At 47.9% G+C, this 22,311-nt stretch carries 24 protein-coding genes, 1 tRNA gene and 1 riboswitch; of the genes, 16 read left to right on the top strand and 9 right to left on the bottom strand.

Translation table 11 applies throughout. The features are described 5' to 3' along the window. Nucleotides 1–37: 37 nt before the first annotated feature. The 11 genes from G548_RS0110950 to G548_RS17965 all read left to right on the top strand — a co-directional run bounded on the left by G548_RS0110950 (nucleotide 38) and on the right by G548_RS17965 (nucleotide 10,325). On the top strand, nucleotides 38–3,115 hold the full coding sequence (locus G548_RS0110950) for an efflux RND transporter permease subunit (RefSeq protein WP_022794206.1): 3,078 nt from the start codon (nucleotides 38–40) through the stop codon (nucleotides 3,113–3,115). 5 nt (nucleotides 3,116–3,120) lie between these two features. Further along, a complete protein-coding gene (locus G548_RS0110955) occupies nucleotides 3,121–3,603 on the top strand; it encodes a DUF6884 domain-containing protein (protein WP_022794207.1) in 483 nt (160 codons plus the stop codon). Further along, entirely contained in the window at nucleotides 3,600–4,313 is a 714-nt protein-coding gene (locus G548_RS17960; RefSeq protein WP_022794208.1) for a M50 family metallopeptidase, read from the top strand. Before G548_RS0110955 ends, G548_RS17960 begins: the two co-directional genes overlap by 4 nt. Before the next feature lie 137 nt (nucleotides 4,314–4,450). Then, on the top strand, nucleotides 4,451–5,764 hold the full coding sequence (locus G548_RS0110965) for an ArgE/DapE family deacylase (RefSeq protein WP_022794209.1): 1,314 nt from the start codon (nucleotides 4,451–4,453) through the stop codon (nucleotides 5,762–5,764). Next, nucleotides 5,764–6,318, top strand: coding sequence for a cysteine hydrolase family protein (locus G548_RS0110970; RefSeq protein ID WP_022794210.1), 555 nt, complete (start codon nucleotides 5,764–5,766; stop codon nucleotides 6,316–6,318). Before G548_RS0110965 ends, G548_RS0110970 begins: the two co-directional genes overlap by 1 nt. 14 nt (nucleotides 6,319–6,332) lie before the next feature. After that, a complete protein-coding gene (locus tag G548_RS0110975; protein WP_022794211.1) occupies nucleotides 6,333–7,589 on the top strand; it encodes a Glu/Leu/Phe/Val family dehydrogenase in 1,257 nt (418 codons plus the stop codon). A gap of 117 nt (nucleotides 7,590–7,706) precedes the next feature. Continuing rightward, nucleotides 7,707–8,174 carry a hypothetical protein gene (locus G548_RS0110980; RefSeq protein ID WP_022794212.1) on the top strand — a complete coding sequence of 156 codons (468 nt, stop codon included), beginning with the start codon at nucleotides 7,707–7,709 and terminating at the stop codon, nucleotides 8,172–8,174. Nucleotides 8,175–8,321: 147 nt separating this feature from the next. Beyond that, a tRNA-Arg gene (locus tag G548_RS0110985) sits at nucleotides 8,322–8,396 on the top strand. Nucleotides 8,397–8,571: 175 nt separating this feature from the next. Then, entirely contained in the window at nucleotides 8,572–8,739 is a 168-nt protein-coding gene (locus G548_RS0110990) for a hypothetical protein (RefSeq protein WP_156847937.1), read from the top strand. A gap of 198 nt (nucleotides 8,740–8,937) precedes the next feature. Then, nucleotides 8,938–9,180, top strand: coding sequence for a hypothetical protein (locus G548_RS0110995; RefSeq protein ID WP_022794214.1), 243 nt, complete (start codon nucleotides 8,938–8,940; stop codon nucleotides 9,178–9,180). A gap of 290 nt (nucleotides 9,181–9,470) precedes the next feature. Continuing rightward, the gene (locus G548_RS17965; protein ID WP_022794215.1) at nucleotides 9,471–10,325 is read left to right on the top strand and encodes a glycerophosphodiester phosphodiesterase; all 855 of its coding nucleotides are present in this window, start codon (nucleotides 9,471–9,473) and stop codon (nucleotides 10,323–10,325) included. Between the two features lie 139 nt (nucleotides 10,326–10,464). On the opposite strand, the gene G548_RS0111005 is transcribed toward G548_RS17965, so the two are convergent. From G548_RS0111005 to G548_RS0111025, 5 genes are all read right to left on the bottom strand, one after another. Further along, nucleotides 10,465–11,238 carry a Cof-type HAD-IIB family hydrolase gene (locus G548_RS0111005; protein ID WP_022794216.1) on the bottom strand — a complete coding sequence of 258 codons (774 nt, stop codon included), beginning with the start codon at nucleotides 11,236–11,238 and terminating at the stop codon, nucleotides 10,465–10,467. An 82-nt stretch (nucleotides 11,239–11,320) separates the two neighbouring features. After that, nucleotides 11,321–12,211 (bottom strand): YihY/virulence factor BrkB family protein, encoded by an 891-nt coding sequence (locus G548_RS0111010; RefSeq protein ID WP_281163404.1) that lies wholly within the window; start codon nucleotides 12,209–12,211, stop codon nucleotides 11,321–11,323. A gap of 81 nt (nucleotides 12,212–12,292) precedes the next feature. Next, on the bottom strand, nucleotides 12,293–13,558 hold the full coding sequence (locus tag G548_RS0111015; protein ID WP_022794218.1) for a DUF1565 domain-containing protein: 1,266 nt from the start codon (nucleotides 13,556–13,558) through the stop codon (nucleotides 12,293–12,295). 135 nt (nucleotides 13,559–13,693) lie between these two features. After that, nucleotides 13,694–14,668, bottom strand: a complete 975-nt coding sequence (locus tag G548_RS0111020) for a DUF4003 family protein (protein WP_022794219.1) — start codon at nucleotides 14,666–14,668, stop codon at nucleotides 13,694–13,696. Between the two features lie 58 nt (nucleotides 14,669–14,726). Continuing rightward, nucleotides 14,727–16,022: a globin-coupled sensor protein gene (locus tag G548_RS0111025; RefSeq protein ID WP_022794220.1), complete on the bottom strand. Its 1,296-nt coding sequence runs from the start codon at nucleotides 16,020–16,022 to the stop codon at nucleotides 14,727–14,729. A gap of 114 nt (nucleotides 16,023–16,136) precedes the next feature. Here G548_RS0111025 and G548_RS0111030 point away from each other — a divergent pair, with 114 nt between their 5' ends. Continuing rightward, nucleotides 16,137–16,358 carry a hypothetical protein gene (locus tag G548_RS0111030; RefSeq protein WP_022794221.1) on the top strand — a complete coding sequence of 74 codons (222 nt, stop codon included), beginning with the start codon at nucleotides 16,137–16,139 and terminating at the stop codon, nucleotides 16,356–16,358. Nucleotides 16,359–16,420: 62 nt separating this feature from the next. On the opposite strand, the gene G548_RS0111035 is transcribed toward G548_RS0111030, so the two are convergent. Further along, nucleotides 16,421–16,906 carry a macro domain-containing protein gene (locus G548_RS0111035; RefSeq protein WP_022794222.1) on the bottom strand — a complete coding sequence of 162 codons (486 nt, stop codon included), beginning with the start codon at nucleotides 16,904–16,906 and terminating at the stop codon, nucleotides 16,421–16,423. Between the two features lie 84 nt (nucleotides 16,907–16,990). Next, nucleotides 16,991–18,343: a 5'-deoxyadenosine deaminase gene (locus G548_RS0111040; RefSeq protein ID WP_022794223.1), complete on the bottom strand. Its 1,353-nt coding sequence runs from the start codon at nucleotides 18,341–18,343 to the stop codon at nucleotides 16,991–16,993. 38 nt (nucleotides 18,344–18,381) lie between these two features. Continuing rightward, nucleotides 18,382–18,479, bottom strand: a riboswitch (purine riboswitch). A 213-nt stretch (nucleotides 18,480–18,692) separates the two neighbouring features. Here G548_RS0111040 and G548_RS0111045 point away from each other — a divergent pair. Beyond that, entirely contained in the window at nucleotides 18,693–19,583 is an 891-nt protein-coding gene (locus G548_RS0111045; RefSeq protein WP_022794224.1) for an SDR family NAD(P)-dependent oxidoreductase, read from the top strand. A gap of 72 nt (nucleotides 19,584–19,655) precedes the next feature. Beyond that, nucleotides 19,656–20,483 carry an STAS domain-containing protein gene (locus G548_RS17970; RefSeq protein ID WP_022794225.1) on the top strand — a complete coding sequence of 276 codons (828 nt, stop codon included), beginning with the start codon at nucleotides 19,656–19,658 and terminating at the stop codon, nucleotides 20,481–20,483. Nucleotides 20,484–20,556: 73 nt separating this feature from the next. On the opposite strand, the gene G548_RS17975 is transcribed toward G548_RS17970, so the two are convergent. Both G548_RS17975 and G548_RS0111060 read right to left on the bottom strand, forming a co-directional pair. Then, nucleotides 20,557–20,922 (bottom strand): IDEAL domain-containing protein, encoded by a 366-nt coding sequence (locus G548_RS17975; RefSeq protein WP_022794226.1) that lies wholly within the window; start codon nucleotides 20,920–20,922, stop codon nucleotides 20,557–20,559. A 102-nt stretch (nucleotides 20,923–21,024) separates the two neighbouring features. Further along, complete coding sequence (locus tag G548_RS0111060) at nucleotides 21,025–21,435, bottom strand: RrF2 family transcriptional regulator (protein WP_022794227.1); 411 nt, start codon at nucleotides 21,433–21,435, stop codon at nucleotides 21,025–21,027. Between the two features lie 240 nt (nucleotides 21,436–21,675). Here G548_RS0111060 and G548_RS0111065 point away from each other — a divergent pair, with 240 nt between their 5' ends. Both G548_RS0111065 and G548_RS0111070 read left to right on the top strand, forming a co-directional pair. After that, nucleotides 21,676–21,942, top strand: a complete 267-nt coding sequence (locus tag G548_RS0111065) for a hypothetical protein (RefSeq protein WP_022794228.1) — start codon at nucleotides 21,676–21,678, stop codon at nucleotides 21,940–21,942. A gap of 161 nt (nucleotides 21,943–22,103) precedes the next feature. After that, nucleotides 22,104–22,311 (top strand): transposase (locus tag G548_RS0111070; RefSeq protein WP_022794229.1); only part of this gene is annotated, 208 nt, incomplete at its 3' end.

Consider the following 22,311-nt stretch of genomic DNA (forward strand, 5'->3'; position numbering starts at 1 on the left):
AAAGTATACTGGAGGTAATGATACTGGGGGGAGAAACGTGAAAAAAATAATTGCAAAACCAAAGCTGATTTTATTGTTTATTGCGATGCTTGTCATCGTCGGTACGCTGTCTTTTTTCCAGCTGCCGCAAAAAGAAATTCCATCAACCAACCCACCGGTGGGACAGGTGACGACGGTGTACCCTGGTGCCTCGGCCGAAGAAGTGGAAACGACGGTCACGAACCAGCTTGAAGAAGAAATTGATAACGAATCGGCCACAGCTTCGATTTCTTCGGTCTCCTCGCCCGGGCTGTCGTCCATCACTGTAGAGCTCGATGAGAACACGGAAAATCCGGAGCAAGTGTGGAACAGCCTCGAGCAGAGACTGTCGCAGGTGAGCACCTCGTTTCCGGATGATGCAGAAGAGCCGTCCATCAATAGTGAACTGAGCCAGCAGGGGCTCGCTATTTATCAGCTGACGGTAGAGGAAGAATCGGTGCCGGAGGCGGTACAGCTGATTGAGAGCTGGAAGCAGCGGTTCACCGGAATACCTGATATCGACAGCCTGGAAATCACTGGCGACGTGGAGCGTGAGCTGCAGGTCCGTCTCGACAGTGAAGCACTGGAAGAGGAGGGGCTGCAGTCCGGCCAGGTTATCGGGGCGCTTTCTTCCGCTTCGGAAGTCATTCCGCCCGGCGAATGGCAGCGGGACGGAGAGCTGTATCAGGTAGAGCTTGAAGCGCTTGAAAACGTGGAAGACTGGGAAAACATTGAAATAAGTTCGGGGCAGCAGAGCAATGGGGAAAGCACTGTGCTTGGCGATGTCGCAACCGTGGAAAACACATATGCTCCGATTGAAGAACAGGTAGAGTATAATCAGCAGTCGGCCCTGTCGGTCACATTCTTTCTCGCGGAAAATGCGAGCGTGCCACAGGCACAAAGCAATTTAGATGAAGTGATAGCGGATTTTAAGCAGCAGCTGCCTGAAGGGATGGAGCTGACCCAGCTCTATACACAGGGCGATGTCGTGGATGATTTATTTTCAAGTCTGGCCATCTCCTTTGTGGTGGCATTTGTATCGGTATTAATTGTATGCTCCATCGGTCTGCGGCTGCGGACAGCGCTGTCGGTAGCCATATCGATCCCGGCGGCGCTTGCAATCGGGATGATTCCTCTTCCATTTACCGATGTTGGCCTGAATCAAATTTCTTTAATTGCTTTTATCATCTCGCTCGGGATTCTTGTAGATGACGCAATTGTGGTAAATGACAACATTGACCGCCGGCTCCGGATGGGCGACAGCCCCGTTGAAGCAGCCGCCAACGGGGTGCGGGAAGTGCTTGTTTCCGTTATCGTGTCGACGCTTGCCGTCGTATTCACCTTCTTCCCGCTTTTATTTCTTCCGGGCGCGGCGGGTTCATTTATTCGTCCGCTGCCTGTTGTACTGATTACAGTATTGATTTCATCTACGCTGCTGGCGATCTTTTTTATCCCTATTTACCGGGGCATTGTAGAAACAAGAAGAAAAAAGAAGGACAAGCGCCCGTCGCCGGGATTTCTGGGGTCATTTCTTGACCGCTCAGCCAGGTGGTACAGCAAACGGGTGCTGACGCGTGTGGTGAAGCGGCCGGTTCTTGTGTCGCTTGCCGGCCTGATACTCGGAACCTCGGCATTTGCGCTCGTTCCTTACACCCCGCTCGAATTCTTCCCGGACACGGAGCGGGAGGAAGTATTTATCGAAGCATCTGTACCGGAAAATACTCCGCTTGAAGAAACGGAAGCTGAGGCAGAGGAAGTCAGCAGCTGGCTTCAGGAACGAGAGGGCGTAACGTCGGTATCTTCATACGCAGGCACAGAAATTCCTACCGTATTTTCTGGGGGATCGGGAGGCGGCGCTGCCGGCCCGAATGATATGAATTTTCTCGTTTATGTAAATCCTGAAGAAATTCCGGCGAGAGAAGCAAGCGAAAGATGGCCGGGAGAGATCCGAAGCACCTTTGATAACGTGGAAGCTCAGGGGTCGATCGTCGAATCCGGCCCTCCCGTAGGAGCCCCGATTGCAGTCGAGCTCTCCGGAGAAGAAACAGATGAACTGTTTTCTGCTGCGGCGGAGGTGGAAGCGTTGTTTGCAGAAACGGAAGGTGTGGACTTAGCGGTTTCAAATGCCAATCAGAACGTAAATCAGTGGCGGTTTGAGCAGGACAGGGAAGCCCGGGGAGGGACAGGTGTAACCAATGAAGCCATAAGTACAGAGCTCCGTCTGCTCGGGGAAGGAGTGCCGTTTGGGCAGTGGAACGCAGAGAATGAAGTCGTACCGGTCCAAATAATGTATGATAACGGCGAACAGGTCACTAACAGCGATCTGGACCAAATCGTTATGGCCAGAGACGAAGACGGAGAAGCAGTTACCTTAAATGACCTGGGTGAAGGTGCGGAGGAAGCGACGACTTCCGCTATTCCGCATGAAAACACAGAGCGGACCATTACGGTACGCGCCTATCCGGGAGACGCTTCCGAGGATGAGATTTTAGAAGCGGCCGGGGATTCTCTTGATTCCATTGAAAATGAATACGGCGGCGTCAACGTCCAGGTAGGGGGAGAAACGTCCGAACGAAACGATGTATTTATTGATATCGGACAGATCTTTATTGTAGTAGTGTTCCTGCTGCTCATATTGTTCGCGCTGCAGTTCTACTCGCTTCGTATTCCGTTTATTGTTTTGAGCGCGGTGTATGTAGCCATCGCGGGAGTCATTCTCGGGCTGTTTTTAACCCAGACGGGACTCGGATTCATGTCGATGATGGGGGCAGTCAGTCTCGCCGGTATCGTCGTACGAAACGCGGTCGTTATGATAGAATTTATGGAACAGCGCATAAGGAGCGGTGAAGGCGTAAGAGAAGCCGTCGTGGCAGCCGGGGAAGAACGGTTCCGGCCGATTCTTTTAACAAGTCTGACCTCCATTGCCGGCCTTCTTCCGATCGCTCTTGGGGACAATCCACTGTTTCAGCCGCTCGGAACAGCCATTGTGACAGGGCTTGTCTTTTCCACAATGCTGACGCTTTTACTGGTTCCGGCCCTGTACACCTGGAAAACGGAAAGCGACCAAAAACGGCGTGCGCGAAAATCAAAGAAATAAGGTGAATGGCATTGAAACAGCTCGCTATAATTCCCTGTGGGGCGAAAAAAGCCTGGGACACAGAGCCGGCTCTCGGCCCGCTCCCTGTAAAGGACGTGTACCAGAGCACGTTTCATCAGCTGTGCCGGGCTTACGCAGAGGCGTTCACTGACCAGTGGGCCGTGCTCTCCGGCAAACACGGTTTTATGTACCCGCAGGAGCTTATTGATACAAATTACGACGTTACATTTGGAAAAGGACAGCAGGAGGAGGTTTCACGGTCTTTCTGCACGCGGCGGTGGCGGGAAAAGCAGATGAATGAGTACGGCCGGTATGTCGTGCTCCTCGGCAGAAAATACGACCCGGTCGTAACAAGGATCCTGCCGATGGAAAGAACCGTTTTTCCGCTCCGGGAATACCGTGGGATGGGGTACATGCAGCAGGCGTTAAAGCAGGCAGTAGCAAGTCATCGGCCGCTCCCGCTTCATGCCCGGGAAGAGGAGTCATGATAGAAACGATCCTGTTTTTTCTGACAGCAGCTGTGGTGTTAACGGCGCTCACGTACATTCCTGTGCTCGGCACCTATCTATCGTTGTTTCAAACAATGGTGCACGAAAACGGGCATGCCTTTATGGCACTCGCCACCGGCGGTAGAGTACGTTCGATCTCTTTATTTTATACGAGAGAAGGACTTGCTGAGACCGGCCATAAGGGCAGGCTTGGCCAGGCGCTTACAACGTTTGCCGGCTACCCGTTTGCAAGCGGGATGGCTCTTCTTTACAGCTGGGTATATACCTCGGGCTGGTACAGCGGACTCATGATCGGCCTCACAGGCCTGCTCATTTGGAACACGCTTCTCTGGGTTCGCAATCCTGCCGGGATAATCTGGGGATTGGCAGTTTCGGGCGGGGGCCTGTATCTGCTTATTGAAAATATGGCTATGCTTATGATGTGGATTATGTTCATTCTCGGCGTGCTTCTGGTTATTCAGTCGGTCCGCTCGGCCTGGATCATTCTGCAGCGGAGTCTGCAGATGCCAGGAGACGCCGGAGATGCTACCGGAATGCAACGGGTGAGCCGCATCCCCGCGCAGGTGTGGGGCGTGCTGTTTTTTACACTGGCACTTGCAGCTGCCTGGTTTTCGGCAGGGTTTTGGCTGCAGTGGGACAGTTCCGTATTGATTCAGGGAGAAAACGCTCAGTCGTTTTCTCCTTTTTAATGTGCATAAATAGCCGGCATTATTAGTAAAGCTCCGCTTTTAGCCGAGCAAGTACTTTGAAACCGGAAGCATACTTTTAAAGAAAAATGGGAAAAGGCGAAGAGAAAAAGAGATTTTTTAGAAATGAGGGAGAGCGAGTGACTGAGACAGTCAATCCGAGTCAAAAAGTATTCGCTTCAGTGGATGAGCTTTGGGAGGAGGAAGTAGAATTTTTACAGACGATCGCCCGGTTTCCGAGTACGATCGAATATGAAGGATCACTTCAATTATACTTAAAGAATTTTTTTCAGAACGATCTGCAGATGAACGTCGAGACAGTGGAAGTCGATGAAAAAGAAATCAGTTCTCTTCCAGGGTATGCCCCAAGTGAGTGGTCCTATGCGGGAAGGCCGGTAGTGGTGGCAAAAGCCCCGCGCAGTGCCGGTTCCCGGGAGAGCAAAGGCAGCAGCCTGCTTTTTCAGGGCCATGTGGACGTCGTGAGCCCGGAGCCAAAGCACAAATGGAGTGTGGATCCGTGGGGAGCCCATCGTATTGGTGACCGTCTGTACGGACGCGGGGTACTCGACATGAAAAGCGGAGTTGCCGCGATGATTTATGCCTATAAAGCCATACAGAAGGCAGGCTATGAACCGGCAGCTGATTTTTCCATCAAAACGGTTATCGAAGAAGAAGCAACAGGCAATGGAACGCTCGCGGCAGCAAATGCCGGGCATCTGGCTGATGCTGTTCTCATTCCGGAGCCGTTTGGGCAGTGTCCATCCACCGCCCAGCTCGGAAGCATCTGGCTTCGTATTCATATTGATACAAGCAGCAACCTCCAGTCGGATCAAACCGGTGTAGGAGCGAATGCCATCGAAAAAGCACAGAGCGTGATTGAAGCTCTGCAGAGCTACCGGGAATACGTCAACCGGGATGAACAAAAGCCGCCGGAATTTGCCCATATGAAAGAACCTATCGACGTAGAGGTAGGAACGATGCACAGCGGGGACTTTGCCTCCAATATACCCGTAGAAGCCACCCTTGAAGTGCGTTCGGCGGTTTACCCGGGCAAGGATCCGGCTGAAGGCAAGCAGGATTTAATCGATTGGGTGCTCGATAAAACGAAAGATGATGAGTGGCTTCGTGAACACCCGCCTTCTTTTGAATCCTTTGGATTTCATGCGGAGGGGATGGTGATGCCCGAGGAAGACCCGCTTTTTGCAAAGCTCGACGAAGCCCACGAAATGGTGACCGGGAAAGAATGCGGCAGACAGGCCATTCCGGTAACGACAGACGCCCGATATTACGGCCTTTATTATAATACTCCGGTTACATGCTACGGTCCATCAGGTGCGAAAATGCACGAGCCGGATGAGTGGGTGGACCTTGAAAGTGTAAAAAACGTAACGAAAGTGTACGCAGACTTTTTAATCCGCTGGTGCGGCATTCATAAAAAGGAATGGGAAGGCTGATGGGCTATTCGCGTGCCTTGATTGTGATTGACTACACGATGGACTTTGTGGCAGAGGAAGGTGCACTTACCTGCGGGGAGCCGGGCCAAAAAATCGAAGGCGCCATTCATCAATTAATCGAAACGTATCAGACCGCAGGCGATTTTGTCGTATTCGCTCTCGACCGCCACGAAGAAGGAGATGATTATCATCCGGAAACGAAGCTGTTTCCGCCTCATAACATAGCAGGCACGAAGGGAAGAGACCTGTATAGGAGCATTCAGAACCTGTATGAATCTATACGATACCAGCCAAATGTTTGGCAGGTGGACAAAACAAGGTATAGTGCATTTGCAGGAACAAATCTGGAACTGAAATTAAGAGAACGGGGCATTATCGAGCTTCATCTTGTCGGAGTCTGTACCGATATCTGCATTCTTCATACAGCAGTGGATGCCTACAATAAAGGCTTTGAGATCATCATTCATCAGGACGCTGTAGCAAGCTTTGACGAGGAAGGACACACGTTTGCGCTAAAACACGCAGAAAACATTTTAGGGGCATCAGTCCAATAGAAAGGAAGAGCATCATGACCGGACAAAACAACCAGGGGCCGCTTGGCGTTGTGCACCAGCAGATCGCTGAAGCGTCCCGGCTTATTCAACTGCCAGACACTGTAGAAACGATACTGAAATACCCGAAAAGAAAAGTGGAGGTTCAGTTCCCGGTGGAAATGGACGACGGTCATACCCAGATGTTTACCGGATACCGGACGCAGCACAATGATGTGCTCGGTCCGGTGAAGGGCGGTCTCCGCTTTCATCCACAGACAGATGAAGAGGAAACAGAAGCGCTGGCTGCATGGATGACATTTAAGTGCGCACTTGTGCAGATCCCGCACGGCGGAGCAAAGGGTGGTGTCGTCTGTGACCCTTCCATGCTGAGTGACCGGGAGCTTCGCCAGGTAAGCAGAGGGTACACGGAGGCACTGTTTGATCTTCTTGGACCCAATAAAGATGTGCCGGCTCCCGATGTGTATACGGATCCGAAGATCATGAGCGTCATGATGGATACGTATTCGCGGATGGCTGGCGGTCACGAGCCCGGTATTATTACCGGCAAGCCGCCTCTTGTCGGTGGTTCAAAAGCAAGAGAGTCAGCAACGGCCCGGGGCGCGGTATATATTATTGAAAAAATGCTTGAGCAGGAAAACAAACGTGCTGAGGACGTACGAGTAGCCGTGCAGGGTTTTGGTAACGCCGGCCAGATCGCTGCAAGGCTGCTGTACGATTTAGGATGTAAAATCGTCAGCGTCAGTGATTCCAAAGCAGCTCTTTATGAAGAAGACGGTCTTGATATTCCGAGAGCCCAGCAGGCAAAAGCAGGAAATAACGGCCTGCAGGATTACGGAGAAAATAATCTGCTCGAAAACAACATGGACATCCTTTATACAGATACGGATATTTTAATACCGGCTGCCATGGAGGGCGTTATTACAAAAGATAATGCCAATCGGGTGAAAGCCCCGAAAATAATGGAGCTTGCAAACGGGCCAACGACCCCGGAAGCGGATCATATTTTAAAGGATCAGGGACAGGCAGTCTATCCCGATATTTTAGTGAACGCTGGTGGCGTTATCGTGTCGTATCTGGAATCGGTTCAGAACCACATGAACTACTATTGGTCTGAAGATGTAATTAATGAACGGATGAAGGAATTTATACTAGAAGCGTACGAACAAACGGAAAAATCGGCCTACGAACACAATACAACCAACAGAAACGGTGCCATGATTTTTGCCATGACCCGGCTGCAGGAAGCAATGGAGTACCGGGGCTGGATATAAAAAATTAACAAATTCTGCATGAAGCTATAGTCATGGGGGAGTCAACAAGATAAAATGCTAGTGTGAGCTTTTCCGGGAACGGGAAGGAAAACTGTTAAGAGTTCTAGGAGGGATTAGATGGATTGGTCAAAAGAATTTGATTTTCATAAAAACGACACGGAAGACACAACAGCAGAAAAAATGAAGCGCATCAGCAAATGTATTGATAAGCTCTGGGGAGAGTTCGACGAAGTATTAACGGAAATTGTAGAACAGGGTGAACTGGAAAAAGAAGACTACAGAAAAAGGTTCAGGGATGAAACGTTCACCATTGAACTTCTGGAGTCTGAATTAAAAGGCTCCGTCAGTGGTCACTTTGACCGTAACATCGACGTCATGGTCGATTTGACACTGGATGAACCGAAAAAGAAATCGCTCAGCCAGGTGTTTCTTCCAAACGATAAACTGTACCTGATCGACACGCGCAGCAACCAGTGGGTAATTGCCGAAGCCGGCAAAAAGCCAAAAGACTGCACGAAGCTTGAGAAAAAGCATATCGAGCAGGTATTCGCTCACATGCTCCGGGAATATAGAGTAACGAAATAACAAAAAGCATCCAACTTGATGGTTGGGTGCTTTCTTTCATGTACGCTTTCGAAAGGAAATCTTGACAATAAGCGTATTTACACGTATTCTTACATTTGTCTTTGTTCGTTACAGCAAAGATCCGTGTATTTATAGTAGTTCACATAAGCCCTAGTAGCTCAGGGGAAGAGCAACAGCCTCCTAAGCTGTAGGTCGCAGGTTCGAATCCTGCCTAGGGCGCCATAATATATAAGTCACCCCCGGGCCTTGGCCCGGGGGTTTGTTGTTTAAGCCGGGCCCGGTATAGAAGTTGCCTTAGAGAAAATATGTGTCTGAAAGTGAAAAAGGTTTGAAATGCGCGAACGTATACTTTAAAATTAAATTAAAGATTCTGACAAAAAGCGGGAAGGGAGTTAAAATGATTATTATTGTTTTATCCCTGATGTTGTTTGCCGTGCTCACTTACCTGTTTTATGGACTGTGGACCACGAATGCAGATACAAAAGAAACCCGGCAGCTGTGTTCCCTGTTATACGGAAGCTCGCTGTTTGCGCTTGTGCTGTTAAATACATCTATGCTTTTATAAAACTTCGCCCTGGCGGAGTTTTTTTGTAGTTTGTAGGGCTAAGCTCATAATTAAACGAAAAATGAGTCAAGCCTGTAGCATCTTTGAGGTGTATAATATAGGGTGAACACTAGAGAATTATATAAATGGATGGAGCTGCGGCAGGGGGCTGCAGGCCTGTCATTATTTATCAAATGAAACGCAATTGGAGTGGGGGACATGGGGAAATTCTATACAATCATTACGTTGATCGGTCTGGGGATTGCCGGTCTGTTCGGATACCATTGGTATGATACAGAATCGAGCATTCAGACAATCCAGATGCACGAAGAGGTAAATAGCTTGTCAAAAGAAACAAATGTGTCTTCGGAACCGTCTTCCGTTTCGTCTAACGAAAGCGGGGAATTGCGTTTTTTTGGGGTCAGCGAAAGACATATTCTCTCAAAAAACGCAGAGGAATAATTAAAATAAATCTGCTGTATCTGCAGCTGTCTGTTTGACTTCACCTGGAGATAACCGGAAAAGGCAGTTGGTTCAAACGCCGTACTGTTTTTTAGGGAAAAACGTTAATGGTTGATTTTCAAAGCCCGTAATGTGAATATATAATTAAGAGAAGCTTAGAGTGCAGATGGGTTTATGAAAAGCAGGCGATAGAGCTGAAAAGAAAGATTATAACCGACAGCAGGGCATCGACCGGGACCCGCTCTCACAGAGTAGGTTCTGTACGGTCATGTGCAGGGAGGAAAGATATTTTGACTTCAATTATAGCGCACCGGGGAGCTTCAGACCGCCGCCCGGAAAACACCATGTCGGCTTTCCGCCAGGCTGTCACAGACGGGGCAGACGCAATTGAAACAGATGTGCAGCTGTCAAAGGATGGGGTCCCGGTACTAATCCATGATACGCTGTTGAAAAGAACGACCGGCGCTTCCGGAAGTGTTCATGAATATACATACAAAGAACTGCAGGATTTAAGCGCTGGGGCATGGATGCATAAACGATACCGCAAGGAAAAAATCGTCAGCCTGGAGCGTCTGCTGCAGGAGACAAGCACGGAAGAGACAAAGCTTGTGCTTGAACTAAAAAATTCCAACATTGCTCATAAAGGGCTTGAAGAAGCTGTGATTAACCTGCTGAATGACTATGAAAAAATAGAATCAGCTACGGTATCAAGCTTTAACCACAGGTCGATGGCCTATGCCCGCGAGCTGTCAGAAGAGGTCAATATCGCTATTCTTTACGCGGTACACCTGTACCGGCCGTGCGAATACGCTAAAATCGTCGGGGCGACAGAGCTTCATCCTCATTACCGCACAATCGATAAATCCTGGATTGACGACGCTATTAATGCAGAACTCGAAGTCATTCCTTACACTATTGATAAAAAAAGTGGGTGGAAAAAAGCAATAGATGCCGGCGTCACGGGAATTATTACTAATAAGCCAAAGGCCCTCCAGCAGTATTTGTACCCCCCTGAGCAGGCACCGCCAGAGGAACCAAAGTCTTCAGAACAAACAAAGCCATCAGAATCAATAAAACCATCAAAACCAACAGAACCGACAGAACCGACAGAACCATCAAATCAAAAGGAACCTTCCAAAGAATGAAGCTTCCTTTTTTGTATCTGTTTTAAATTTCATTTACCGAATTTGTATCCCTATATATTAAATCAGACAGAAAAAAGCCGCCTTTTTTATAAAGGGGCTTCTTGATAATGCATTATACTATACGAAGGCAGCTGGTTCGCTAGAGCAGTCCTACTTTTTTAAGACCGCGCGCAATACCATCATCGCCCACGTCAGCCGTAATATGGCGTGCATAGCTTTTAACCTCGTCCGGAGCGTTACCCATGGCAACACTGTTTGGCACGTACTGAAGCATTTCCACATCGTTGTAATTGTCCCCAAAGGCATAGCAGTCCTCAAGCTCAATACCGGCTTCGGCGATTAAGTTTTTAATGCCGTTTGCTTTGGACCCGCCTGGAGGGATAACATCGAGCGAATACGGATGCCAGCGCACAAACCGAAGATCCTGCATCTGATCTACATAACGGTCTTCCTCATCTTCGCGGGCAAACAGAAGGGCCTGGTAAATATTATTCTGTTCTGCAAACGAAGCATCAAATTCCGGATGCTCTACGCCGAGTGTGGTGATACTGTCATGAATGTCATGGTGAAATTCAATATTCGCTTTCATGGCGCTGCTGCCCATAAATACAATCGGATGTTCTTTTTCAGCAGCGAAGGACTGCAGAGACTGAAGTTTTTCGGTAGGAATCGTGTTTTGATAAATAGCATTTCCATTAAATTTCACAAATTGGCCGTTAAAGGAAATAAACGTGTGAATATCCAGCTCTTCGCGGAGATCGTCAAACAAATAAGGGGCTCTCCCGGTGGATATAGCGATCTCATGGCCCTTGTTCCGGAGTTTTTGAATAGCATCTCTGGTGGAGTCCGGAAGCTGTTTGTTTTCATCGTACAGCGTACCGTCGATATCGAAAAAAATCATTTTTTTACTCATGTATGGGCTCTCCTTTTCTACACTTTTGCCCGTTTAGTATACTACAATCATCTGCGTTCTACCAATGCAGAGTCACAAGAGGTTAATAGTAATCATGAAGCAGGGGAGCCGGATGCTTTTTCTGCCTCCGGCGGAAGACAAGAGCATTAATTTCTCCGCCAATGACAAGAATCAGTCCAACCAGAAACAACCACAGCATTAACACGATGACACCGCCAAGACTGCCATACGTGGAGGCATAATTGGCAAAGTTGTTGACATAAAAGGAAAAACCCAGGGAAATTACCTGCCAGAGCAGTGTCGCTGTCATTGCCCCCGGCAAAACAGACCAAAACGGCATATTGTTGTTTGGTGCAAAATGGTAGAGCATAGCAAGAATGATGGAAGTGATCGAAATAGTAATAAGCCAGCGAAGGAGCTGCACAAGAAAAACAGTATCCTCCGGGACATAAATAAATGATTGTACCGCTGATAAAATCAAATTGCCGAAGACGGGAAGAAAGAGTGCGATAATGACGGAAAGCATTAATCCGAAGGTTAAGCCGAGAGATAACAGGCGCACTTTAAAAAAGGAGCGCGTCTCCGGCACATCATAAGCCCCGTTCACTGCCTTGATGAAAGCATTCAGTCCGTTAGACGCTGTCCATATTGTGCCAATGATCCCGAGGGTAAGCAGACCGTTGCTCGAACTGTTTATCGTGTCCTCAATCGTGTCCTGAAACAGGGAGGCAGCCTCTGCAGGAACGAACTGGTATAAAAGCGAAACAGCGCGGTCAGCATCGATATTAAAGTAGGGAAGAAGCGATAGAAACAAAATAAGCAGCGGGAAAATGGATAAAAGGTAATAAAACGCCTGCTGGGCAGCAAGGCCGGCAGCGTTGTCCTTCATTAATTCTGAAAAAAGATTTTGAATAAAAGCAGTTATGCTTTTGATACTATCACTCCTTCGAACTGTCCTTCTGTCATTATACAAGAGGCGGGAATAGAAAGGAAAAAACCTGTGCACAGCTGCTGCACAGGTTATAATCATTGGACTCCGAAGCGGGCGCAGCCCCTACTCAGTTTCTGCGGAAGAAGAGGCCGGGGCGTCCTGTTCGATATACTGCTGGAAGGTAACAAGATCCCGGAATTTACGCCCCTCCCATTTCCATTCGGCTTTGGAAGAAGAAGGGAAGGAATTATCCTTCAGGGTAACATAGGTGCTGATATCCTCGGTGGCATCAATATAAAATCCATTAAACGAATTTCCTTTAAAATCATTGTTAATGACGCTTAAATGCCGTATGGAGGACTGGATACGAAGCTGGGCGGAATCCCGGCTGCCGTGCTCGTTTTTCCAGGTGTTCTTTGAAAAAGAGACACGACTGATAGGGCGTTCCTCCGGACCTTGAACCAGCGCTGTTCCGGCCGACGTCTGATCCCGCCATACATTGTTTTTGAACGAAAGGTCCTCTGTTTCCGCAAAGGAAGTATTGCGGATAAACGTGCCAACCGATCCCCCGCGGATAGTATTGTGTGAAAAAGCGATTGTATGAGCGCCCTCGACAGCGATGCCCGGAGCGGGGCTGCTGCTCGAAGAATTAATAATGTTATTTTTTACGTTGCCGCCGGACGGCACGCGGCCGTTCACTTTTCCCGGAACTGCCTGGAAATCGAGCGACGTTCCGAAGGCCTTCTCAAATCGGTTGTGGGAAACCGTAAAAGATGTGACGTTGCCGATCAGTGAAAAGGCGGGGGAGTGCTTCCATCTTTCGACAGTGTTACCGCTTATGATCGTGTCCTCATGAATGCTGTCTTCGTCGGAACTTGCTATATGGATTGCCGAACCAGGTTCTTCCTCCGCTTTTTGAGACGATAAAAATCGGTTATCAAGTATGTGAAGGTTTCGGGTTTCCCCGGAGGAAGTGATCACAGAAGCCGTATTCTTCTGGTGAAAGGTAAATTTTTTAATTGTTATGTATTCGGTATCTTCTAACGAGAAAAACGGCTTTTCACCAGCTGTATTTAAATGGACGTCTTCACTTTCAAACGGACGGATAGTGATGGGAAGCTGTTCTTCGCCCTGCTGACTCATTTTTACATTTTCCTGGTAGGTGCCTTCCCGTAAATAAATAGTGTCTCCAGCTTCCGCAGTGTCAGCAGCCTTTTGAACAGATTGAAAAGGCGCATCGATAGTGCCGTTTTGGTCATCACTTCCTGACGGGGCAACAAATATCCCCTCATCGCTCTCGCCGGAATCAGCAGAAAAAGGGAGCATGCCGCAGCCGCTAATGAATAGTAATAAAGAAAGCATTATAATAACTGAATAAAAGCGTGGCATGTAAATCCCTCCCCGTGAACTGATAAGGCGTTGAGCATATGTAAATAAGCAGAAACTATCGTAGCACAATTGTAATAATTGCAACAGTTATAATATGGAAGAAGGCGCACGGATATTGTGCGCCTTCAGTCTGCTTTACAGCGTTATCGCCGCGGAAGCAGAAGTTGAAGAATTTAGTGCCTGCAGGGCGATGGCCCGTTGCGCTTCAATTAATGCTGTAGACAGGCTGCTGCCTTGTACAGAAGCTTGATGGGCTGCGGCAATTTGTATGGAGATATGAACCGCAAAATAATTAAATCTCCGGAATTCGCTCTGCTCAGCTAATAGGTCATGGATACTCCGGGCGTCATCAATAATAGAAGAAAAAGATGCTGTAAACCCGAGTACTCCCAGGAGCGAATAATAGAACGGGCGTACGTGCCACTGGCTGGACTGCCACTGATCGAGAATTTCATCAAAACGTTCAAAGTATGCAGACTCATTCATGGACTCAAGGTTCAAAGCGACTAAGAACGAAAGGTATTGGGTTTGGGGACCCTTTTTAAAATCACGCTGCAGCAGCTGATGATGGGCTTTGTTCATATGCTCAATCATCTGTTCCTTATTGCCAGGGAACTGATGAATGTAAAGCGCGTGCAGAGGGTAATAATCCGCACTCGTTAAGTCCGGAAAGGATTCCTGCAAAAATTCGTACCAGGCAGTAAATGCCGGCACAGCTGAAAAGTCGTCCCGAAAGAATGTGTAATAGGATAAAGCGGCAGCGTACGTAGAAGTACCGCGTCCCCATGGCCCCTGGACCAGCTGGCTGTACAGCTGCTTAAAACCGGTCCAGCTGTCTTCGGGGTTCTCAGCCAGACAGTCAAGTATACCAGCAATTGGAAAGCGCTGGTGGGACCGCAGCGGTGAAAACCAGCTGTTTTTCTTTTTAATCGTCTGCTGGAGACGGTCAAACCGATCAATGTCAAACGACTTTTGGTGCAGGGAATACATCGAAGCCATCAGCATGAACATGCGGGCATCCGAATGATGCCACGGGTATTTTTTCTTTAGTGCCTCATAGGTGTGCAAATACTGTTTTGTAATATCTGTAAGCTGTTCGTGAGTTGCCATCTGAGGGCCTCCTTTTTGCCTTGCTATAGTGTAAGTATAGCACGAGAACCCCAGACTATTATTCCTGTGTTAAATCATGGAGGGAGGAAACAGTACTGCCTACCTGGGAAATAGCCCGCTCGACTTCACGCAGCTCCTGGATAAGTGAATGAACTTCCACTTCGGTATCATTACTCTGCTTTCGACTTTTTGCCATCTCCTGCACGATGCCGTCAAACATACTGTTAATTTCGTTGACTTTTTTTGTTCCGTCGCTAATCTGGTTGTCTGCGTTTTCGATATGATTGCTCACAAGCTGAATTTGGTCATTTGTTTTCCGGACAAGTTCAGATACGGTGTCCACTGATTTTTTTGTCTCCGCGGAAAGCTTGCGGACTTCTGTAGCCACAACCGCAAAGCCTTTTCCGTGTTCACCGGCCCGGGCAGATTCAATGGAGGCGTTCAGAGCCAAAAGATTCGTCTGCTCGGCAATCCCTGTGACGATGTTTGTGATATCATCAATTTTAGCAGCAATTGCTTTGAGTTCAGCCGTTTCGGTGCGCATAAAATCCATAAGCTCCTGGAGGCTTTTCATATGCTTTCCGTGCTGTTCGAGCTCGTGCTTGCCTTCCTCAGAATGGGAAGCGGCTCCGGTGCTGCTCTGAACGTTTTCTTTTGAAATGGTAACGACCCTGTTGGACGTAGCAGTAAGCGAAGCCACAGAGGTATTTGTCTGGTTAAAAACCTTCCGGAGCGAGCGGGTAGTGACAGAAATCTGCTCGTACAGATGATCCTTCACAGCCTGCTGTTCTTTGTGAAGCGTAAGGTGGGCCTCCTCGTAGGCTTCAAGCACAAGCTGCTGCTCGAGGTTAATGATTTTCGTAACTGCGAGGACAGCCGGCAGGAGGTCCGCCCGACTGGTAAGGTGCTGGTCGACAAAATAAAGAATAGACTGCTCCATGTCTTGAAATGAGGACATGTACCATTTTGGCAGAAGGCCGATATGTAAATGAACCTGGGCAATTTTCAGCCGCTTTTGAATAAAAGTATCATCCATCGTTCCCTGAAACATTTCCTGCACGTGCACTGCAAGCGTCCGGCTCAAGCGTTCGACGGAGCTGTGCTCTTCAATGATCGCACACAGATCTGCTTCATTCTTAAGATTACGGTAAAAGGCCTCCACAATAGCTTCGATGTTTTCAGCAATTACCGGCTGAAGTTCGGACAATATATAGAGGTCGTGGTCGGTTAGATGTATCAGCTGAAGCTGGCGGTGCAGGTCGCTCCCGGGGGAAAGCCTGATCCGGCTGCCAGAATGGGCGTCCCCTGGAAATTGTGAAGCTGGTGCAGATGATGGTTTTGCTGAAAACAGCATATTAATAGCCTCCTGAAGTAATAAAAGTATGTGTAATACAGTAATTCTTATATCGGCTTAAGAAATATTAATATTCATGGAGAACTAAAAATTTTTAGAAGGAGAGGATAGAATATGAGAAATAAAAAAATGTGGATAGCGGGGCTGCTGTCGCTTCTCATTCCAGGGGCGGGACAGGTGTATGTTAAAAAATATCTCTGGGCTGTAGTGTTTTTTGTGCTGTATGTGAGTCTGCTCGTTACGGTGTATGTGCCGTCCATTTTTGTGGCTGCAATTGCTGTCGTCCACGCGGTACAGGTGGCAGGCCGGCAGGAAGCAGAGAAAACAGTCAAGTAGATTGCAGGTCTGGGAAATTATAAAAAGCCCCGGGGGTTTTTATCCCGGGGCTTGCGTTTGTGCTATTCGGCTTCGAGCGCCTGGATGAACGTTTCGTCCATATCAACAGCAATAAATTGAATTTCTCTTACGTTGTGCAGCAGCTCCCGGTAATAAATTGCGACTGTATCGGGGTCAAGGCCGCCGGTGGCAGTTCCAAGCGCTGGGAGGGCGACCCGGTAGATATGATTTTCCTGGCAGTAGCGTATTAACGACTGCAGACAGGAATAAACCACATCGTAGTTTAACTTTTCATCCGGGGTATCCATTGTCACTAAATGAAGGATGGCTTCATACGGAAGACCGGCAGCCGTGGTCGTGTAAAGCTCGCCGCGCTTCGGTTCGTTCTTTTTACAGTAGGCTGCTGCTTCCTGTTCGATGGCTTTGCCGCCAGCTTTTTTGATCGCAGCAGCGACGCCGCCGCCCATCGTTCCCTGCCCGTTGGCAGCATTGCAAATATAATCGACATTGGTGACAGTGGTAATATCTCCTCGTTTTGCACTAAGCATATTTTCTCTTCCTTTCTTCTGCGCTATTATTCCGTCATCAGCATATCAGAATTTCCAGCCGGCAGGGAGGAGATTGCTCATAATTTATGCAAAAGAATTAGACATATACCGGGAAGCCCGGCGGAACAACTGCTTTGCTTCTTTGTTTGCCTCACTGAGCACGTGGTCCTTATTCATGGTCTGCATAATGCGGTCTTCCATTATAACCCGGCCATTCACGATGGTGGTTTCCACCTGATCTTTGGAAGCAGCATACACGATACGCGAGTATGGATCTGCTCCTTCACTCGGGTACGTATGAAAATCATAAAGATTGAGGATGGACAAATCCGCTTTTTTGCCAATTTCGATGCTTCCAATTTCCTGGTCGAGACCGACCGCTCTCGCGCCTTCGATGGTCGCCATGCGAAGAACCTGTCTGGCGTTCATGGCTGTCGGACCATAGGAGGGTTTGTGAATGAGGGCAGCCATCCTCATTTCCTGAAACATGTCGAGCGTGTTGTTGCACGGGGAGCCGTCGGCGCCGAGGCTGACATTGTGATGGTGATCAAGCAGGTCCGGAATATCTGCGAATCCGGAAGCAAGCTTCATGTTGGAGCTTGGGCAGTGACTGATATGGGCGCCCTTTTGTTTAATAATCTTTTTTTCGCGTTCATCGAGCCAGACGCAGTGGGCAAGAATCAGGCGCGGGTGCACAAGGCCAAGGTGATCCAGATACATTACATTGCGCATACCGGTATCAGCTTCAACAATTTCTATTTCTCCCTGGCTTTCTGAAGCGTGGGTGTGCACGTACGCTCCGTAATGGCCGGACAGCCGGGAAACTTCGCGAAGCAGCGGTTCAGAGCATGAAACAACAAACCGGGGGGAAAACGCGTATCGTATTCTATCATTATCCCGGCCGTTCCATTTTTCATACAAATCGGCGCTTTCCTGGACGGACCGGCTCGTGGTTTCAAGCAGGGGGGCGGGCAGTTCATCCCCTTTGTCCATCATTACTTTCCCAGACAAAGCCCGGATGCCGGATGCTTCAATGGCTTCAAAGGCAGCATTTGTGTGATGTACTGTTTCCATATCGACGATTGTTGTCGTGCCGCTTCGTATCAGTTCTCCAATGCCAAGCATCGCTGAGGCATAGATGGAATCAGGAGTGTGGGCGGCCTCCATCGGCCATATTCGTTCCTTCAGCCAATCCATCAGCTCAAGGTCATCCGCCTGGCTGCGAAACAGCGCCTGGCACAGGTGGATATGGGTATGGATAAAGCCGGGAAGTATGGTTCGTCCATAAGCTTCGATCACTTTTTCTCCCGGATAGGGAGTTAAAGAAGGGCGAATTTCTTTAATGTATTCATTTTCAATACGTATGTCTCCGTGTACAATGTCATTGTTTTCATTCATCGTCATAATTTCAGCCTGCCGGATTAAGATTGTTGTCATTGTAAACACCCCTTTATAAGCATAAAAAAACGAAGAACGCCCTAAGAGACGTTCTTCGTAGTTGGAAATTACGGTTCCCAGTAGAAACGTTCAACCCAATTGTTGAATATATACGAAGGGTAAGTGGTAATACCTGCATCGTACCGGGGAATAAACAAAACTTCAATAGGGTTGGAAGATAATATGACAAAAGATTTACTGGGCGGTATACGCTTGTCCCTCTAGTTTTTATTCCTGTTTATGCAAAAGGAAGCAGAATAATTTTCAGAAAATATACTTCACAAAGAGTGAACAGCAGCAGCAATGGGTATAGGAAAAGCAACAATACTATTCCAGAGGAGAATTAATTATGGAGAAAACAGCCATTATTACCGGAGCAAATACCGGAATGGGATTCGAAACAGCGAAACAGCTTGCCGTGAAAGGATTTAATGTCATCATGGCCGTCCGGGACGAAAAGCGGGGGGGAGAAGCCATGAGGCAGATAAAGGCTGGTACTGGGGCCTCGCGTGTGCGGGTGATGCGCTGTGATCTGTCTTCTCTTCAGGACATACATACCTTTGTGCGACAGCTAGAACAGATTGTTCCATGCGTGGATGTGCTGGTCAACAATGCCGGCGTCGTGTCGCTCAAAAGAGAACTGACCGAAGATGGTTTTGAAAGTATGATCGGCGTGAATCATCTGGGGCACTTCGCCCTGACTCTGCAGCTTCTTCCTCTTCTTGAATGCTCTGAAGAAGAAGCACGGGTCGTGAACGTTTCGTCAGGAGCACACAAATATGGAAGCATTCATTTTCCGGATCCTCATTTAACGAGGGGATATGGCACATGGAAGGGGTACGCCCAGTCCAAACTGGCGAACGTTTTATTTACATATGCTCTTGCTTCCCGTCTCGAAGGGACCGATATTCGTGTTAATGCCCTGCATCCCGGAGGAGTAAGTACTATGCTTGGAGTGGACCGGTCTACCGGCTTCGGGCGCCGTATCCACCAGGCTATCCGCCCAATGCTGCGCACAGCTGCGGAAGGGGCGGAAACTTCGGTTTATCTTGCCGCTTCTGCTGAAGTGGACGGTGTACACGGCAGATACTTTATTGATTCTTTTGAAGAAGATACTGCGCCGCATGCCCGCGACAGGGAGCTCCAGGAAAAGGTATGGAAATGGAGCATGGACCAGACGAATGTTGAACGACTGATGGAAGCAGAGTGGAGCAATAGATTAAAGCTTGAAAATAAATAAGACGCTTTATTTTTTTGATTACGTACTTTAAAATATATTAAATACAGGAAATGACAGAAAGGATTATTGGCGTTGAGTAAACAACTGCACAATTTTATGTTAGATCATGCTGAAGAGATCGTGACTACATGGATGGAAGACATCGAAGCCCAGTCGGAAGCCATTTACCCAAATGATGCCGAACGGAGGGAAGCCTTCCGGGGAAGACTTAAGGGCTTCATTCAGGAAACGGCAAAAGCAGTGATAGATGAAGAACCGTTACTTACTGACTGGGCGCAGCTAACGGCGATGGACGGGCTTGAAAACCAGGGCCCGAGGTTTTACTCGGTAGAGTTTTTCAGGGTCGGACGTGTTGATCTCTGGAATCGTCTGTCTGCCTATTTTAAAGAGCGGGAGGAAGAAATTTCCCCGTTGCAGGTAGCCGAGTGGGCCGAGAAAATTCAGTCAGTATTTGAAAAGGGACTGGAGCTTGTGAACCAGTACTACTATCAGATGAACGAAGCCCAGCTGGAGGCGCAGCAGCAGATGATGGTGGAGCTGAGCGTACCGATCATTAAATTAATAGGGGATATCGGTGTCCTTCCGCTTGTCGGAGATATTGATACGCACCGGGCAAAGATGATTGAAGATGTAACTCTAACCGAGGTGGCAAAGCTTGAACTTGATGTACTGATTATTGATATGTCCGGGGTGCCAATCATCGATACAATGGTAGCCCAGCAGTTATTCAACCTGCATCATGGCCTCAGTTTAATCGGCACAGAAATTATTATTACCGGCATTCGTCCGGAAATTGCAGAAACGGCCGTTCGGCTCGGCATTGATTTTAGTAAGGTAAAAACCTTTGCTCATCTGCAGCAGGCCCTCGAACAGAAGATGAATATTCAAATTAAGGAATAACAAGCACCCAGTAAAAAAAGCCCTTCGCAGTAAATCTGCAAAGGGCTTTTGTAGTAAATTATGCCGGAGATTCTTAGTACTCGCTATAATTCGACAGCGCGTAGGAAGAATCATTGGATGACCGGACATTTGCTTTATTATTCAATTCGGAAGTGAGTTCCAGAAACCACTGTTTGTCGTTAGTAACCAGTGCAAGATCAATCAGGTCATACAACTCCTCTTCTGAAACAGGCTGAACGGTATTCAGCTTGCTTACTTTGTGAAGCAGCAGCTCAGTTGATTTTTCCATAATTTCCTGATTATCTGAAGAAATAACTTTAACTTTAATTGTTTGATAAGATTCTTCAATTGCTTCTACATAACCTACAACCAATTCACCATAAATGGTGGTTCCTCGAACCCAATCTCCTACCGAAATAATATCGTTTGTTGGTAACATTCGCGTAACCTCCTAAGGATTACCTATTAATTAATAGTGTTGTAATCTGAATTATCTATAACTATACATTTCCCTGTTTTGTAATGCAAAAACATTGCTCAGTCAATTTGTGATACATTTTTTCAGCATGTCAGCAATAGTAAACTGATCAAGGTGTTCTCCAAATACGTCTTCCCCGTCTGAAAAAACACTGCCTAACACATGCTTCATGTTAGCCCCGACAGAGCAGTCAGGGTTTTCATCAGGACACCGGGGCTGCAGTGTCCCTTTTGACGTGACCTGGTACACATCCCACAAGGTAACGGCCTCCGGCGGTCGGGAAAGAACGAAACCTCCGCCCGCTCCTTCCTTAGACTGAATCAACTCATGCTGCTTTAACAGGCTTAACACCTTCCTTATCCGTACCGGATGCACAGAGGCGCTTTCAGCAATGAAAGTGCTTGAAGCGGCCCTGTCCGGCTGGAAGGCAAGCAGGGTTAAACTGTGTACAGCTAAAGAAAAATGACTGTTCATACTTATCTCTCCGAGTGAAAAGGATTATTAATGTTTATACTGTAATTATAAATATTACAGTTTTGTTTGTCAACTTTTGATATTCTGCGTGAAATAGGCGGAAGCTGAGTGGTGGAGATAATTATTTCAACGCTTGATGCAGTCCCCGCTATGTTTCATAGGCTAGTTCATGTTATAATATAATTCTATCCATGCATTGTACTTTTACGTGTCATTGATCCTATGAAAAGGAGTGAAGACATGAAAACATTTGAAGAGGTGGTCCGTACTTTAGCGGACATTGAAATGCAGTCTGTTGCTCAAACGAGATCAAGACACGAATTCCAGAGCGAACGCGAATACTATTCCCATTTTCTCCGTAATAAAGACCTTTCCTTTTATTTGGAAACGGTCGAGGAGATGTACCCATTAGAGGCGAAGCAATATGGAGCAGAGGAAATCGTGCGTGGAATGGCTGAATATATTGAGGCAGGTGCCATGCCTGCGCGGGAACCGCTGCCTGAATAAGAATGAGGCGGAAGATAAAAAGCCAAATTGAATATTATATACGAAGGGGCTGTCCCAAAAATAGGACAGCCCCCCTTTTCTGTGCGCAAATAAAGAAAGAAATCATCCTTCGATGATATGGTTAAGTCACCACAACCTCCATACGACAAGGATGATTTCTTATGTTTACCGATGATAACACACAGCGCTTTCCGATACCAACGAGCCTGGAACCCATGATCCCCGAAGGGGATCTGGTGCGGATCGTCAACGACACCATTGATCGGCTGTCCGAGCGGTTCTGGGATCCCCAGGCTTCTTCGGTGGGACGGCCGGCTTATCCGCCTCAAACCATGACCAAAATCGTCATCTATGCCTATGCCCGGGAAT

It is taken from the genome of Marinococcus halotolerans DSM 16375 (assembly GCF_000420725.1).
GTDB lineage: Bacteria > Bacillota > Bacilli > Bacillales > Marinococcaceae > Marinococcus > Marinococcus halotolerans.

Excerpts from the sequence above, each read along its gene's own strand:
- G548_RS0110955 (WP_022794207.1), top strand. The coding sequence starts at position 3,121 with ATGGCATTGAAACAGCTCGCTATAATTCCCTGTGGGGCGAAAAAAGCC.
- G548_RS17960 (WP_022794208.1), top strand. The coding sequence starts at position 3,600 with ATGATAGAAACGATCCTGTTTTTTCTGACAGCAGCTGTGGTGTTAACG.
- G548_RS0110970 (WP_022794210.1), top strand. The coding sequence starts at position 5,764 with ATGGGCTATTCGCGTGCCTTGATTGTGATTGACTACACGATGGACTTT.
- G548_RS0110975 (WP_022794211.1), top strand. The coding sequence starts at position 6,333 with ATGACCGGACAAAACAACCAGGGGCCGCTTGGCGTTGTGCACCAGCAG.
- G548_RS0110980 (WP_022794212.1), top strand. The coding sequence starts at position 7,707 with ATGGATTGGTCAAAAGAATTTGATTTTCATAAAAACGACACGGAAGAC.
- G548_RS0110990 (WP_156847937.1), top strand. The coding sequence starts at position 8,572 with ATGATTATTATTGTTTTATCCCTGATGTTGTTTGCCGTGCTCACTTAC.
- G548_RS0110995 (WP_022794214.1), top strand. The coding sequence starts at position 8,938 with ATGGGGAAATTCTATACAATCATTACGTTGATCGGTCTGGGGATTGCC.
- G548_RS0111005 (WP_022794216.1), bottom strand. The coding sequence starts at position 11,238 with ATGAGTAAAAAAATGATTTTTTTCGATATCGACGGTACGCTGTACGAT.
- G548_RS0111015 (WP_022794218.1), bottom strand. The coding sequence starts at position 13,558 with ATGCCACGCTTTTATTCAGTTATTATAATGCTTTCTTTATTACTATTC.
- G548_RS0111020 (WP_022794219.1), bottom strand. The coding sequence starts at position 14,668 with ATGGCAACTCACGAACAGCTTACAGATATTACAAAACAGTATTTGCAC.
- G548_RS0111025 (WP_022794220.1), bottom strand. The coding sequence starts at position 16,022 with ATGCTGTTTTCAGCAAAACCATCATCTGCACCAGCTTCACAATTTCCA.
- G548_RS0111030 (WP_022794221.1), top strand. The coding sequence starts at position 16,137 with ATGAGAAATAAAAAAATGTGGATAGCGGGGCTGCTGTCGCTTCTCATT.
- G548_RS0111035 (WP_022794222.1), bottom strand. The coding sequence starts at position 16,906 with ATGCTTAGTGCAAAACGAGGAGATATTACCACTGTCACCAATGTCGAT.
- G548_RS0111040 (WP_022794223.1), bottom strand. The coding sequence starts at position 18,343 with ATGACAACAATCTTAATCCGGCAGGCTGAAATTATGACGATGAATGAA.
- G548_RS0111045 (WP_022794224.1), top strand. The coding sequence starts at position 18,693 with ATGGAGAAAACAGCCATTATTACCGGAGCAAATACCGGAATGGGATTC.
- G548_RS17975 (WP_022794226.1), bottom strand. The coding sequence starts at position 20,922 with ATGTTACCAACAAACGATATTATTTCGGTAGGAGATTGGGTTCGAGGA.
- G548_RS0111060 (WP_022794227.1), bottom strand. The coding sequence starts at position 21,435 with ATGAACAGTCATTTTTCTTTAGCTGTACACAGTTTAACCCTGCTTGCC.
- G548_RS0111065 (WP_022794228.1), top strand. The coding sequence starts at position 21,676 with ATGAAAACATTTGAAGAGGTGGTCCGTACTTTAGCGGACATTGAAATG.